Here is a 14,822-nt window from a genome sequence, read left to right as displayed (position 1 = left end):
GAGCGCTGTAGGGGGCTGAGTTCGGGGACGCGGGCTTACGGGCCCTTGTGTGACTGTTCCTGCTCCGTCTCGCCCTTTGCCTCGTTTTCCGGCTGGTCCTGCGTCTCGCCATCGCCCATCGGCAGCACGCGTACGGGTACGCCCTCCAGCTCGTCCGGAATCACGTCCTCCGGCCGGAGGTGGTCGCGGGGCACCTCGTGGGTGACAAAGACGACGATCACGTCCTCGCCCGAGTCCTCGTCCTGTCCGATGCCGACCCCGGTCACATGAGCCAGCCTCATCAGCCGGTCCTCATGGAGGCGGCGCGCCTGACGTGCGTCCACTCCGGCTCGCCTCCCATGGGTGCGTACGGATGGTTGCTGTTGGGTCGTGCGGACGGTTGCTGTCTATTTTACGAAGATTCTTCCGATCATTCGTTCGCACGCCGGAATTAGTGGGCCGTATGGGTGGGTCCTTGGCCCTTCGGTTGTCGGTCCCCGTTCAGCCAGTGTTCAGGCGCAGGCGGAACGGTATGGCCAAAGGTCGACAATCGGCCACCCTCCACGGTCCCACTCCACCGTCACAGGAGAACAGACAGCATGTCGCTCACCCGTAGGGACTTCGCCAGACGATCCGCGATCACCGGTGCCGGTGTCGCCCTGGTCGGCAGCGTCGGCGCCTTCGCCACCGCGCCCGGCGCCCTCGCGACCCAGGACACCGAGACCATGGGGGACGACGCGGAATCCGCGGACGACGCGGAACGCCGAGGCGGCGGCGTCGGCTACGGCCCGCTCCTCCCCGACCCCAAGGGCATCCTCGCGCTGCCCGCCGGATTCTCGTACCGCGTCCTCACCCACAGCGGCAAGACCAAGCTGGAGTCCGGCGAGACCACCCCGTCCAACCACGACGGCACGGCCGCCTTCCGCGGCCCGCGCGGCACGACCCTCCTCGTCAACAACCACGAGCTCAAGGGCCCGCGCGCCAACTGGGACCACCCCGTGCCCCTCACCAAGGGTCTCGTCTACGACCCGGCCGCGTCCGGCGGCTGCACGGTCGTCGAGGTGCGCCCCGACGGCCAGGTCGCCGAGTGGGTCGGCATCGCCGGCACCTCCACCAACTGCGCGGGCGGCAGCACCCCTTGGGGCACCTGGCTCACCTGCGAGGAGAACTCCGACCGCGCCGGCGAGAACGGCATGACCAAGGACCACGGGTACGTCTTCGAGGTCGACCCCGCCGACCGCCGTGCCAACCGCGACCCCAAGCCCTTGAAGTTCTTCGGCCGTTACGACCACGAGGCCGTCGTCATCGACCCCAAGCGCGGCCACGCCTACCTCACCGAGGACGACGACGAGCCCAACGGCCTCTTCTTCCGCTGGGTCCCGCCGAAGGGATTCACCTACGGCCGCGGCAAGTTCCGCACCCTCGCCGACGACGCCGGCGTCCTGCAGGCCCCCAAGTGCTATGACTCCGGCGGCCGTTACGTGGACGACCTGTCCCGCGCCACGAAGATCGGCACCGTGTACGGGGTCGACTGGGTGGACGTACCCGACCGCGACGCCAAGACGGTCGCGGTGCGCAAGCAGTTCGACGAGGGCGAGGTCACCCGCGCCCGCAAGCTCGAAGGCATGTGGTGGGGCGACGGCGGCGCGTACATCGTCTCCTCGTACGCCCGTGACGAGAGCCCCGTCCAGCACGACGGCCAGGTCTGGTTCTACGACCCCAGGCGCCGCACGCTCACCCTCAAGGTCCTCCTCGGCGTGAACCCCGACCCCTCCAAGGACGGCGCCTTCGACGGCCCCGACAACATCACCGTCTCCCCCTACGGCGGCATCATCCTCGCCGAGGACGGCGAGGGCGTCTCGCACCTCTTCGGCGCGACGGACAGCGGCCGTACGTACCCCATCGCCCGCAACGACCTCAACGTAGGCACCGAAGAGGAGCCGGAATACAGCGAGTTCGCCGGCGTCACCTTCTCGCCCGACGGAAAGACCCTTTACGCCAACATCCAGGACCCGGGCATTCTGCTCGCGATCACGGGGCCCTGGAAGCGTCAGAAGCGATAGAACGCAAGGTCACTCGTATGGGTGGGTCTGTCCGATTCGGCGGACGGTTGACGGCGCGGGACATAGCGTTCCGGCATGTCCAAGTTGTGCGAACAGTGCGGCACTCCGGTGAAGGAAAAACGCAGGCGCTACTGCAGCAACCGCTGCAGTCTCCAGGGGACGGCGCGACAGCGCGCTGAGTCACACCGGAAGCCCAAGCCGCCATGTCCTCAGTGTGGCAAGCCCATCCTGACCCGCGGCGCGGTCCACTGCAGCCGGGACTGCGCCAACGTGACCCGTCGGCACGAGGCGGAGGCACGTCGTGGGGAGCCCCCGCCGTGCCTCCGTTGCGGGACAACAGAGCGGCGCCCCCGCTGTGTCGGCCCGTACTGCTCGTGGGAGTGCTTCAACGATGACCGCTACGAGCGCACAGGCACGTTCGCGCGATGGTTCGCTGCGTGGCAAGCGGGCGAGGTCAGCGGCACGAGGGATAACGGCCAGCCGGACTGGAGGGTGCGCCAAGGGCTCGTCCTCCTCAGGGGGCAGCGCTGTGAGAAGTGCGGGTGGGCCGAAGTCAACCCTGTCTCAGGGCGGATTCCTCTGCACGTCGACCACATTGACGGCGACCGTACGAAGAATCGTCCGGAAGACCTACGCCTACTGTGCCCGAACTGCCATGCGCTGACGCCTAATTACCAGCACCTGAACAACCCCCGTGTCCAGCCGGTGCGCCAGAAGCAGAGCCGCCGCTACCAAGAGGTCTGGCTCGGCCAGCGTACGGCCGAGCCATCCCGAAGCCCGTGAAGCGCGGCGTCGCCGACGCCGTACGCCGCCTCTACAGCGCCAAGTCGCTCCTGAAGTACGACACGGCGTCCAAGGGCTACCGCTTCGGCGACATCCTGAACCTGGTGCACGCCGCGCCGGACCCTCAGAAGCCGTGGCAGGGCGACCTGTTCCAGTACGCCCTCGACCGCCGGCACCACCCGGAGACGGCAGTGGTGCCCAAGTCGCTGCCCGTACTGGCGGCCCACCGTGACCTGATGGCACTGCGGCCCGCCAAGCGGCGCAGGGTCGTGACCGGTGCGGGCGGCGCGCAGCGTCTCGCGGACGCGGGCATCACGTGGGAGGCGCTGGCCGGCTGGCTCCAGGGTCCGATGGACAAGGCGGCCTGGGAGGCCGTGATCCCGTCCATGGGCGCGATGGCGCTGGTCCGCAACCTGCGGAACTTCGACGAGGCCGGGGTCTCGGACGAGGTGGCGGCCCAGGTCGCCGCCAAGATCAGCGACCCGGCGGAGGTGGCGCGCTCGCGGCAGTTCCCGTTCCGCTACCTCGCCGCGTACCAGCACGCGCCGTCGCTGCGCTGGTCGTACCCGCTGGAGCAGGCGCTCGGTCACTCGCTGGCCAACGTGCCCGCCCTGCCGGGCCGCACGCTGGTGCTCGTCGACCGCTCGGGCTCGATGTTCTGGTCGCGGCTGTCCGACCGCTCGGAGCTGAACCGGGCGGACGCCGCGGCGATCTTCGGCACGGCGCTCGCGCTGCGGGCGGCGGACGCGGATCTCGTCGAGTTCGGCACGAGCAGCAACCGGGTGCGGTTCCGTAAGGGCGAGTCCGTGCTGAAGGTGCTCGACCGCTTCGGCGACCTCGGCGGCACCAACACCACCGAGGCCGTGCGCAAGCACTACAAGAAGCACGACCGCGTACTGATCGTCACGGACGAGCAGGCCGCGTACAGCAACCACGGCGACCCGACCGAGCAGGTACCGGCGAAGATCCCGGTCTACACCTGGAACCTGGCCGGCTACCAGGCGGGCCACGGCCCGTCCGGAAAGGGCAACCGCCACGTGTTCGGCGGCCTGTCGGACGCGGCGTTCCGGATGGTGCCGCTGCTCGAGTCGGCGCGGGATGCTGACTGGCCTTGGATGGCCTGAGCGGCGGTAGGGGTGTGGCCCGCACTTCGGTGCGGGCCACACGCTTGTGCGGGGCTGCGTGTGCCGCCTCACACGGGCATCGAAAGTTCGGCAAAGCAACTTCTGGCCAAGTACGTCAAGCAGCCTGGCGGCGGGCGCTCGGCGTCTTCCCTGGCAGGTCAACAGCAGGAAGGGACGTGAGAGACGCATGAGCGAGCACGGATTCGATCTGCCGCCAAAAGCCCAGCCGGATGTCATCGCCCGGCGCAACGCACTGGCCGATCATGTCTGCCACGTACTGGCCCAGGCTGGGATTCCCGTTCACCGGATCGTCCTTGGCGGCGAGTCCGAAGACAGGCCTGGGGCGGAGGTTCATGTGGACCCTCTGGCCGACGGCGGGGTGCTGGTGGAATGGAACACGGGGCCAGAGCTGACAGCTGCCGCTCTGAACATTCCGCCGGGGGAACTTGATCCTTCGAATCTGCCCTACGCGATTCGCCATTACGAAACCGTCCATACCTGTATGCGGGCCGCCCTTCTGGGAATCCTCGCCTCGGCGCGGTTCCACGTCGAAGAAGCAGATGGGCACACCTACGGGACTGCGGTTCACGTATGGGGCTTCCGGCCCTGATCCCACCCGGTCAGGCCTCGTCGGCGCCGAGCCCTACAGCGTCGACGAGGCCTGCGCACCTAAGGGCCCGTAAAGAATCAACACGTTGCTTCCCGGTCTTGCTGTCGTTGGTGTGGTATGCCCATATCGAACGAGGTTCGTGACCAACTTGCCCTGAAACTCGGGGTGTTGTTGCCTCATCTGAATGAGCGGCAGCAGCGGCTGGCGCTGGCCGCCGAGGCCCGGCTGCTGGGGCACGGCGGGGTTCGGGCCGTCGCCCATGCCGCAGGGGTGAGCGAAACGACGGTGCGCAAGGGGGTCTTCGAGCTGGAGGGCGGTGAGGACCCATTGCCCGATGGCCGGGTGCGCCGGGCCGGCGGCGGTCGCAAGAGCGCCGAGGAGCTTGACCCGCTGCTCGTTCCGGCGTTGCTGGCGCTGGTCGAGCCGGATGAGCGGGGCGATCCGATGTCGCCGCTGCGGTGGACGACCAGGTCGCTGCGGTCTCTGGCCGGGGAGCTGACGAGGCAGGGCCGTACCGCCTCGGCGCCGACCGTGGGCAGGCTGCTGCGGGAGAACGGTTTCAGTCTGCAGGCCAATGCCAAGACCCTTGAAGGCGTTCAACACGCCGACCGCGACGCGCAGTTTCAGTACATCAACGGCCAGGTCAAGGACCATCAGGCGGACGGCGAGCCGGTGGTCAGCGTGGACACGAAAAAGAAGGAAATCGTCGGGGAGTTCAAGAACGCGGGACGTCAATGGCGGCCGGCCGGTGAGCCCGTGCGGGTTGATGTCCATGACTTCCCCGGTGATGCACTGGGCAAGGCCCTGCCCTACGGCATCTACGACCTGGCGGCGAACACCGGCTGGGTGAACGTCGGTACGGATCACGACACCGCAGCCTTCGCGGTCGAATCGATCCGCCGTTGGTGGAACGGGCAAGGAAGCCTCGATTATCCGCAGGCCAGACGTCTACTGATCACTGCCGATGCCGGCGGCTCCAACGGCTATCGCACCCGGGCCTTCAAGACCGAGCTGGCCGCGTTCGCCGCCCGGACCGGCCTGGCCGTCACGGTCTGCCACATGCCGCCGGGCACATCGAAGTGGAACAAGGTGGAGCATCGGCTGTTCTCCGCGATCACCATGACCTGGCGCGGCAGACCGCTGAACAGCCACGAAGTCGTCGTGCAATCCATCGCCGCGACCACCACCCGCACCGGCCTCACCGTCCACGCGGAACTCGACACCGGCGCCTATCCCATCGGTGTGAAGGTCAGCGATGCCGAGCTGAACGCAGTGCCGGTCACCGGACATGCCTTTCACGGCGAATGGAACTACACCGTGCACCCGCACCCCGCCAGCCCGGCAGGCCCCACCGGACCAACACCCGGGCCGACGGCAGTCTTCGACCGCAGAGCTCTGTCACATCCCGCGCTGACCGGTATGACCTGCGCTGCACTGACCGAGCTGACCGAGCTGACCGAGCTGACCGAGCTGACCGAGACCCTGACCGCCGACTGGCAGACGCTGCAGAGACAGGACCCCGCCGCCCGACGCGACGGCGGCGAGCGACGCCGGGCTCCGGGCGGCGGCCGCAAAGCCAAACTCGACCTGGCCGACCGCGTCCTGGCCACCGTGCTGCAACACAACCTCGCCCTGCCGCCTACCGTGCTGGCCCACCTCTTCGCCGTCAGCAAGGACACCATCCGCCACACCACCAGCGAGATCCGGCGACTGATGGACCAGCACTCACACACACCCCGACCCCCAGCAGCACACCTCAACACCGTGGCCGGACTCCTCGTCCACGCCGCCGCACACGGCGTGACCCTCACGACAGAGACCGCAGCAACGTGTTGATTCTTTACGGGCCCTAACTACCCGGCCTTGGGGGAGGCCCCCACTGCCCGCTGTCGTCGAGGCCGCTGACGGGTTGCCGGTCCTGTTCGACTCCGGCGTCCGCAGCGGAGCCGACATCGTCAAAGGCCATCGCCCTCGGCGACACCGACGGCATCGTTCACTTGCTGCGCTCACTGCTCGCCGAAGCCGACCTGATCATGGCCGTCGACGGCTATCCCACCCTCGGTCACCTCACTCCGGAACCCCTCCAGCACGTCATGTGAGACGCCACAACACGTTCGCCTTGAGGAACCGGGGCGCACTCACTCTGGCTCGCCACTCCACCGGTGTCAACAGTGGTGATAACGACGGTGTCAGCAAAGATGTCACCGGTGTTGACATGGCTTTGGGTGAGTGGTCATGATGACGGCGGTGTCGTTGGACCCCCCTCCGGCACTCCAGGAAGGGCAGCCATGACAGCCATCCAAGAAGAGCTGTGCTGCAGGCCCGCCTCGGACGGACGCACGGTGAAGGCGCTCGCGGATCACAGGAACGGTGACCGATGAACGGCACTGAACTGCCCAGGACGTCGACAGCGCCCGCGTCTGGCTCAAACAGCTGCTCAACGCGCTGCTGACCGACGTCAGCGGCACCCCGCAATGAGTTCCCCAACGAGCCCTCCAACAAGAAAGGGATCGGTCGCCATGGATGCGGACGCCATCGTCGTCGGAGCGGGCCTCGCGGGCCTGGTCGCCGCGTACGAGCTCACCAGCCGGGGCCGCAGGGTCGCGCTGGTCGACCAGGAGAACGCCGCCAACCTCGGCGGTCAGGCGTTCTGGTCCTTCGGCGGACTCTTCCTGGTCGACTCCCCGGAGCAGCGGCGCCTGGGCATCAAGGACTCCTTCGACCTGGCCTGGAACGACTGGCAGGGCAGCGCGCAGTTCGACCGGGTCGACGACGAGGACTCCTGGGCGGTGCGCTGGGCGCGCGCGTACGTGGAGTTCGCGGCGGGGGCGAAGCGGTCCTGGCTGGACGGGCACGGCATCAAGCTGCTGCCGACGGTGGGCTGGGCCGAGCGGGGTGACCTGCGGGCGGACGGGCACGGCAACTCCGTGCCCCGCTTCCATGTCCCCTGGGGCACCGGCACCGGCGTCGTGGAGCCGTTCGTCGACCACGCCAAGCAGGCCGCCCGCGATGGGCTGCTCACCTTCTACCACCGCCACCAGGTCGACCAGCTGGTGATCGAGGAAGGCTCCGCGCGCGGGGTGCGCGGCACGGTGCTCGCCGAAGACCGTTCGCCCCGGGGCGTCTCCTCCAACCGCGACCGCATCGGCGACTTCGAACTCACCGCCCAAGCCGTCATCGTCACCACCGGCGGCATCGGCGCCAACCACGACATGGTCCGCCGCTACTGGCCCGAGCGCCTCGGCACCCCGCCCACGAACATGGTCACCGGCGTTCCCGCATACGTCGACGGCCGCATGCTCGACATCAGCGCCGAGGCGGGCGTCCGCCTGGTCAACCGCGACCGCATGTGGCACTACACCGAGGGCATCCAGAACTGGGACCCGATCTGGCCCGGCCACGCCATACGCATCCTGCCCGGTCCGTCCTCCCTCTGGTTCGACGCCCTCGGCCGCCGCCTGCCCGACCCCTGCCTGCCGGGCTACGACACGCTCAGCACCCTCAAGTGCCTACGCACCACCGGGGACGTCGCCGGGTACGACCACTCCTGGTTCATCCTCACCCAGAAGATCATCGAGAAGGAGTTCGCGCTGTCGGGCTCCGAGCAGAATCCCGACATCACCGCCAAGGACAAGGGTGCCGTCCTGCGCGACCGCCTGCTGGGCAAAGGTGCCCCCGGCCCGGTAGATGCGTTCCTGCGCAAGGGCGCCGACTTCGTGACCGCGCCCACCCTGGAGCAACTCGTCACCAGGATGAACGAGTTGACGGACAAGCCACTGCTCGACGCGGAGGAGCTGCGCCGCCAGATCGAGGCCCGCGACATGCAGATCGCCAACCCCTACAGCAAGGACTCCCAGATCCAGGGCATCCGCAACGCCCGCCGTTACATCGGCGACCGCCTCGGCCGCGTCGCGACCCCGCACCGCATCCTCGACCCCGCGGCCGGCCCGCTCATCGGCGTCAAGCTCCACGTCCTCACCCGCAAGACCCTCGGCGGCATCCAGACCGACCTCGACTCCCGCGCCCTGGGCGTCGACGGCACCCCGATCGACGGTCTCTACGCGGCGGGCGAGGTCGCCGGCTTCGGAGGCGGAGGCGTTCACGGCTACAACGCCCTGGAGGGCACCTTCCTCGGCGGCTGCCTCTTCTCCGGGCGAGCGGCGGGACGGGCGGCGGCGAAGCAGGCCGCCTGATCGACGAACGTGCGGCAGGGGCGGTCGGGGAACCTGACCGACCGCCCCTGCGGCGCGCACTGGGCTACAAGGCTCCTGCCCGTGGGTGGTGGGCGGGTCCCACCGGCGCCAAGCAGAGCGTGCAGTTGTCCTTCCTGCCCGACACATGCGCCGACGGAGCGCGCATCGTTACGCGGACAAGACCGGGATGCGTTCCAGTGGCGCGGGAACGTCGAGCGTGATGCCCCCTTGTGGAGTTCACAGTGGCGGTGTCGGTCCAGCGTGTGCCGGCCAGGACGTAGACGCTGCGGGCTGCGACTTCGGCGACCGGCGCGACGACGATGTCAGGACTGGACGCGAGCACGAAGACGCCGGGCCGCAAGCGCGGACTGGCCGCCTGGCCGCCTCCGCCCATGACAACACCGCCGGCACCGCCCTGCTCGACACGGCGGCCAAACGGTGCGGGATGCGCCTGGAGTAGGCCCTGGTGGACCAGGGCTTCAAGGACGAAGTCTGTGGGCTGCCGGACCTGGCCCGAGCTGCGCAGCGAATCGTTCTGGCAGTCAGTACCGGGCGGATGCCCGTCGGAAGGTCGCGTCACCACCGACCCGACTTGTGCAACGGTTCGGAGTGGTCGCCGCCGTCCGAGCCGCAGCCCTGTTGACGGCGTGCTCCCTGACGGGCATGACCGCCGCCCCGAGCTGGCCGCTCGCCGTTCTCGCGACCGGGCGGTGGGTCAGTCCCGGCTCCGCTGTATCCCGCCTGGCGTTGAAGCACACCGGTCAGGATTCAGCCGCCGTCGACGCACCGTGGGGCGGGTGTTTCATTCCGCTGGTGCGGCTGGTTTCTCGGTGGCCGTCCTCGCGATGGGCGTGGCCTGCGGGTGGGGTGTGACGGATGCGGTGTCTGTTGCCGCGTCGCTGGACGCGGTCATCTTGAGGAGGGGGAGTGTGGCGATGAGTGTTCCGGCGGTGAGGAGGATGCTCAGGACGCCGACGCCCATGTTGTCCATGATCGCGCCGACGGCCAGGGGGCCGATGCCTGCGCCGAGTGCTCCGGCGCCGCTGAGGGCGGCCACCCACCGTCCGGTGGAGTCGATGACCGAGGCGGCGGCGAGTATCTGTACCAGGACGGCCAGCCAGCACGTCTGCCAGATGACGGCGGTGGCGATGAACAGGGTGGGGCTGTGGGTGACGATGAGCAGCCCCGTGCTGAACGCTTCGACGACGACGAACCCGGTCATCGAGCGCAGGCGGCCGAAGCGCTTCACGGCGAGCGGTCCGGCTACGGCTCCGGCGAGTGCGACGACGCTGGAGACGGCCAGGACGGCGGAGAGCACAGAGGCAGACATGCCGGTGTGGCCGCGCCCCAGGACGGAGGCGTAGGACCAGACTCCCTGCGTGACGGCCATCAGGAGGCCCGCGCCGGCCAGCAGCACGGCGGAGGGACGGGCCGGCCGGGAGGCTGTGTTGGGGGCGGTCGTGGAAGGACTGCTCGCCGGGTCGGGGCCGTCGGGGAGGTGGCCCACCAGGAACCAGCCGGGCAGGCAGCACACGGCCAGCAGGAAGAAGCCGGTTCCTCCGCCCGCGGACTCGTTGACGGCCGGGAAGGCGAGGAGCAGCAGGGCACTCGCGAACAGCGCGCCGATGATGGCGATCGAGGAGGTCTTGTCGGCGTCGTCGCCGGCGCCGGGCAGGGCGGCGGTGGAGGCGGCGTAGACGGCTCCGAGTCCGGCGCCGAGCAGCAGGCCGGCCATGATCAGCGTCAGGATGTCGAAAGCGATGGCGGCGCCGATGAATCCCACGGCGGCCAGGGCCAGCCCGCCTCGGGCCATCCGGACGCGTCCGGGGCGGGCGGCGCGGTTGGCGAGCAGGAGGGTGGTGATCGCGACCGCCGTCAGCTGGCTGGCGGCGACGAGTCCGGCGCTGGTGCTGGACAGGTCGAAGCGGTCGGCGAAGTCGTCCACGAAGACGGGCATCACGTTACTGCCGCTGCTGCCCAGCGTGACTCCGGCGATCAGGGCAGCGGCGACGGTGAACGTCAGCGCGGTGTCGCTGTTCGTTTTCACTGAATGCCCCTTGCACGGAGGGCCGCCTGGCAGGCGGGCGCGGGAGCGGGAGGGAGGAGGAGCATCGTCAGAAACCTCGGAACCGGTAGGCGGTCGGGTGCCGTGTCCAGCACTGGAGTGGCGAAGGGAGCCTCCGGGCATAGAGGGCAGACTCGGCCCGGACGCGTTCGGGGGCGCGGGCCGGCGGCTGGCGGTCAGCCGACCCAGACGTCTTCGACGTGGTGCTCGGGGCGTGTGGGGTGCTCTGGCGGGCGCTGCGGCAGGTGAGGGAACCGGCCGGGGCTCGGGAGCGGGCAGGTGCTGAGGGGTGTTCTGAAAGGCCCGTGCGGTGCCCGCGGTGTTCGGTGGGTGCCCTCGGCGTGCCGGACGAAGGCCCTTGATGGGGGTCCCCCCGCTCGAGCGAAGCCGAGAGTGAGGGAGGAGCTGCTTGGGTCTTCGGCCGGTGCGGCGAGGGTGCGTACCGGGCGCCGCGCGTGCTGTGCGGGACCTTCAGAACACCCCCTGGGTGGCACCAGGGCCGGGTGTGCGGTGTGCGCCGAAGGCTTGGCCCGGCTCGACGGTCACCGGGTGATGGCGGCTCGGCACCGGCGCGTCAGTGGTCCCCGGGCCTGGGTGGTCAGGCATGGACCTTCCGCAGCAGGCGGGTCGGGAGCCGGGCCAGCAGGTATTCGACGACGGTCCAGGGCACTCGGGGCACTGTCGCGTGGACGGCGCCGGCCTCGACGCGGTCCATGATCTTGCGGGCGCCCGTGCGGGTGTCGATGAGGAACGGTCGTTTGTCGCCCAGGGATTCGTTGATCGGGGTGTCGATGTAGCCGGGGGCGACCGTGGTCACGGTGATGCCGGTGTTCCACAGCTCGCCTCGCAGCGACTGAAGGTACCTCGTGACCCCTGCCTTGGAGGCGCAGTACGGCGCCCCGCCCGGCAGGCCCGCCCCGGCCACGACGGAGGAGAAACCCACCACCTGCCCGCCGCCCTGGCTGCGGAAGTGTGCGACGGCCGCGTCGATGGTCGCCATCGCACCCAGCAGATTGACGTCGACCACCACGCGGTGCGCCTCGAAGCGGCCCTCCCCGATGTTGCCCCCTGCGTCGACCCCCGCGTTGGCGATGACCATTCCGAGTCCGCCGAATTGCCGGGCCGCGTCGTCGATCGTCCGCGCCACGGCCTCGTACTCGGTCACGTCGAGGGCGGCCACGGTCACCGAACGCTGCGGGAAGGCGGCGGTGAGCTGTGCCCGCAGGTCTTCCAGGAGCTCGATTCTGCGCGCGGTGAGGTACACGTCGTAGCCGCGGGCGCACAGCTCGGCTGCCAGCGCCTTGCCGATGCCCGAGCTGGCACCGGTCAGGAACGCGCATCTCGCGGGCAGCGGGGGCCGGCCCGGGTCGACGAAGGGCAGCTTCCCGAGCAGGCGGCGCGCGGTGGACAGTTCAGTGCCGTTCATCGGTCACCGTCACTGTGATCCGCGAGCGCTTTCACCGTGCGTCCGTCCGGGGCGGGCCTGCGGTACAGCTCTTCCTGGATGACTGTCATGCGCTGTCCTTCGTGGAGTGTCGGAGAGGGGGTTCAGCGACCCCGTCGTCATCATGACCACCCATCCAAAGCATGTCAACGATGGTGACACTCACGCTGACACCAGAGCTAGCACCATTGTTGACACCGATGGATCAGAAAGTCAGAGTGATGGCGCCGACAGACGGCGAGAGAGCAAAGGCGTGATAATGAATGCGGACAGCACAACGGCGATCGAACGGCCCGGACGCCTGGGCGACCACACCCGAAACCTGCGTACCGACCCACGCACCGATCCACGGGTCGTCGAGGCACTGACACCCTTCGGCCTGGACGACAACATCGAGCCTGCCCCGTTCGGTCCCGACGCCCCGCGGGAGCAGCTACTCGAGTTCGTCATGGCCGCCGAGGCCGAGACCGAGGGACTCCTCGCCGCGCTCGTCGACGGCCTGGAGCCGATAGCGGGGCTCGACCACCGCACCGAGACGATCACCGGCCCGGCCGGCAACGACATCCAGCTGTACGTGACACGGCCCGCGGACTCCTCTGCCCCGCCGTTGCCCGGGATCCTGTATCTGCACGGTGGCGGCATGGTGATGTGCAAGGGCTCGGGGCCGATCTACGCACGGTCCCAGGATGAGCTGGCCGCCACCGGACTCGTCGTCATCGGCGTCGAGTTCCGCAACGGTGGTGGCGAACTCGGTGCGCACCCGTTCCCGGCCGGCCTCGACGACTGCGCAGCAGCGCTCGACTGGGTGCACGAGCACCGCACGGCGCTGGGGATCTCCACACTCACCGTCGCGGGCGAGTCGGGTGGGGGCAACCTTGCGCTCGCCACCGCGATCCGTGCCAAGCGCGAGGGCAGGCTCGCGGCCGTCGACGGTGTCTACGCTCTGGCGCCGTACATCTCGGGCCTCTACGGCGGCAGCGCCGAGGAGCGTGAAGCGGCATTGCCGTCGCTCGTCGAGAACGACGGGTACTTCATGGCGTGTGACGGGTCCGCGATCTTCGCTGAGGTCTACGACCCCGGTGCTGAGCACGCCACCGATCCCCTCTGTTGGCCCTGCCACGCGACGGTCGAGGACCTGTCCGGACTGCCGCCGCACGCCATCTCCGTCAACGAGCTCGACCCGCTGCGTGACGAGGGGCTGGTCTACCACCGCCGTCTCGTCGAGGCCGGGGTAGAGGCCACGTCACGGACAGTGGCCGGGACGTGCCACGGAGGCGATCTGATGCTCCGGGCCGCCACCCCGGACATGTACGACGCGACCGTCGAGAGCGTGCATCATTTCGCTGCCGGCCTCTGAATGTGACGTCACCGGTGAAACAGGAGGAACGTAGTACATGTCTGCCGCCCTACCGTCCAACTGATCGTTTCGGAATGAAATGCCTTGTGTGACTTGGCAGTTGGGTGTCGTGTCGGCAGGATCTGTTGGGTGCCTGTCGATCTTGCGCCTGATGACCTGTGGGAACGTGTGGCTCCCCTGTTGCCGGCTCGTCCGCCCAGACATCATCGGCGAGCTCCAGTGCGGCGCGGCAGCCGATCCCGGTTCGATCATCGCTGGGACGGCTGTGACGCCTGTTGCCTAGTGCTGCTCTGCGTTAGTTCGTGGAGGTGTCATGCGGCTTGGGTGCGGCTCTTTCTCAGTGAGCCGGTGATGCCGTGCGCCGTTGCCGTGCGTGCGCGGACGGCGGATCGTCGTGTCCCAGGACGTGGTCTTGGAAGCGGCGATGGTGTCGTGGCTGGAGGAGATCGAGCGGCGGGAGGCGGCTGCCCGGGCCGAGATCAGTGAACTTCGCTCGCGGATGGAGGAGTTGGCTGGTCGTCTTGCCGAGCGAGAGGCTGTGCTGTCCCGGCTGGAGATCACACGGGAGACGATGACGGAGATCCTGTCCGGCGAGGGGGCGGTGACGGTGTCCGTGGACGAGGCTGCCGAGGAAGTCCCGCTGCCGGTGGACCGGAGCGGGGCGGGATCGCCGGTCGGGGTGCGGCTGGTGCCGCAGTGGGAGCCGGGGGTTGAGGCGGATGTGCTGCCGCGCTCGTACCGGGACGTCGTCGAGGTGTTGCAGATGCGGTGCATCCGATGAGGGCGCATCATCTGTGCGCCGCGCTGGGGTTGCCGACGGACAAGAACAAGGTGGAGGGGTTCCGTTCGAAGCTGAAACGGCTGGTGGAGCGGGGCTGGCTGGCCGAGGACGAGCCGGGCCTGTTCGCGTGGGGTGGTGCGCATCATGCGCTGTCCTTCGTGGAGTGTCCGGGGTCGACGTTCGGTTCCAGATGTTCTCGATGACCAAGTCGGTGACGTCGATGCTGATCGGGATCGCCCTCGACGAGGGGGCGATCAAGGATGTGACCGAGTCGGTGACGGTGTACTGCCGGGGGCTGGTGGGCTCCGCCTTCGACGGGGTGACCATCGAGCATCTGCTCGACATGAGCAGCGGGGTGGGTGACCTGGTGGAGGACTACACCGTTCGGGACAGTCTGATCAACCGGTTCGCCAAGGCCGCTAC

General features: G+C 68.9%; 12 protein-coding genes and 2 pseudogenes. 11 read left to right on the top strand and 3 right to left on the bottom strand.

Going from position 1 to position 14,822, the window contains the following annotated elements; genetic code table 11:
- Nucleotides 1-35: 35 nt before the first annotated feature.
- On the bottom strand, nucleotides 36-323 hold the full coding sequence (locus tag G6048_RS14795; protein WP_235989831.1) for a hypothetical protein: 288 nt from the start codon (nucleotides 321-323) through the stop codon (nucleotides 36-38).
- 255 nt (nucleotides 324-578) lie between these two features.
- Here G6048_RS14795 and G6048_RS14790 point away from each other — a divergent pair, with 255 nt between their 5' ends.
- From G6048_RS14790 to G6048_RS14760, 7 genes and pseudogenes are all read left to right on the top strand, one after another.
- Complete coding sequence (locus G6048_RS14790) at nucleotides 579-2,042, top strand: alkaline phosphatase PhoX (RefSeq protein WP_165339987.1); 1,464 nt, start codon at nucleotides 579-581, stop codon at nucleotides 2,040-2,042.
- Nucleotides 2,043-2,117: 75 nt separating this feature from the next.
- On the top strand, nucleotides 2,118-2,825 hold the full coding sequence (locus G6048_RS51810) for an HNH endonuclease signature motif containing protein (protein WP_165339986.1): 708 nt from the start codon (nucleotides 2,118-2,120) through the stop codon (nucleotides 2,823-2,825).
- Nucleotides 2,798-3,949 (top strand): annotated as a pseudogene (locus G6048_RS14780) (TROVE domain-containing protein); the annotation flags it as partial. The gene G6048_RS51810 and the pseudogene G6048_RS14780, both read left to right, overlap by 28 nt.
- Before the next feature lie 187 nt (nucleotides 3,950-4,136).
- Nucleotides 4,137-4,559 (top strand): hypothetical protein, encoded by a 423-nt coding sequence (locus G6048_RS14775; protein ID WP_165339985.1) that lies wholly within the window; start codon nucleotides 4,137-4,139, stop codon nucleotides 4,557-4,559.
- A 117-nt stretch (nucleotides 4,560-4,676) separates the two neighbouring features.
- Entirely contained in the window at nucleotides 4,677-6,395 is a 1,719-nt protein-coding gene (locus G6048_RS14770; RefSeq protein ID WP_165339984.1) for an ISAzo13 family transposase, read from the top strand.
- A 43-nt stretch (nucleotides 6,396-6,438) separates the two neighbouring features.
- Nucleotides 6,439-6,658, top strand: a pseudogene (locus G6048_RS14765) (alpha-hydroxy-acid oxidizing protein); the annotation flags it as partial.
- Nucleotides 6,659-7,078: 420 nt separating this feature from the next.
- On the top strand, nucleotides 7,079-8,752 hold the full coding sequence (locus G6048_RS14760; protein ID WP_165339983.1) for an FAD-binding dehydrogenase: 1,674 nt from the start codon (nucleotides 7,079-7,081) through the stop codon (nucleotides 8,750-8,752).
- 802 nt (nucleotides 8,753-9,554) lie between these two features.
- On the opposite strand, the gene G6048_RS14755 is transcribed toward G6048_RS14760, so the two are convergent.
- On the bottom strand, nucleotides 9,555-10,799 hold the full coding sequence (locus tag G6048_RS14755) for an MFS transporter (RefSeq protein ID WP_328825985.1): 1,245 nt from the start codon (nucleotides 10,797-10,799) through the stop codon (nucleotides 9,555-9,557).
- A gap of 616 nt (nucleotides 10,800-11,415) precedes the next feature.
- Nucleotides 11,416-12,243 (bottom strand): SDR family NAD(P)-dependent oxidoreductase, encoded by an 828-nt coding sequence (locus G6048_RS14750; protein ID WP_165339981.1) that lies wholly within the window; start codon nucleotides 12,241-12,243, stop codon nucleotides 11,416-11,418.
- Between the two features lie 277 nt (nucleotides 12,244-12,520).
- Between G6048_RS14750 and G6048_RS14745 the strand changes: the two genes are divergently transcribed.
- The 4 genes from G6048_RS14745 to G6048_RS14730 form a co-directional block, all read left to right on the top strand.
- Nucleotides 12,521-13,618: an alpha/beta hydrolase fold domain-containing protein gene (locus G6048_RS14745; protein ID WP_165339980.1), complete on the top strand. Its 1,098-nt coding sequence runs from the start codon at nucleotides 12,521-12,523 to the stop codon at nucleotides 13,616-13,618.
- A 394-nt stretch (nucleotides 13,619-14,012) separates the two neighbouring features.
- A complete protein-coding gene (locus G6048_RS14740; protein ID WP_165339979.1) occupies nucleotides 14,013-14,399 on the top strand; it encodes a hypothetical protein in 387 nt (128 codons plus the stop codon).
- Nucleotides 14,396-14,602 carry a hypothetical protein gene (locus tag G6048_RS14735; RefSeq protein ID WP_165339978.1) on the top strand — a complete coding sequence of 69 codons (207 nt, stop codon included), beginning with the start codon at nucleotides 14,396-14,398 and terminating at the stop codon, nucleotides 14,600-14,602. The genes G6048_RS14740 and G6048_RS14735 overlap by 4 nt, the downstream gene beginning before the upstream one ends.
- Nucleotides 14,599-14,822 (top strand): beta-lactamase family protein (locus G6048_RS14730; protein ID WP_235989829.1); only part of this gene is annotated, 224 nt, incomplete at its 3' end. The genes G6048_RS14735 and G6048_RS14730, both read left to right, overlap by 4 nt.

The organism is Streptomyces ureilyticus (assembly GCF_011045025.1).
Classification (GTDB): Bacteria; Actinomycetota; Actinomycetes; order Streptomycetales; family Streptomycetaceae; genus Streptomyces; species Streptomyces ureilyticus.
The sequence above is the reverse complement of the archived record's forward strand: the minus strand, read 5'-3'. Positions and strand labels throughout refer to the sequence as shown.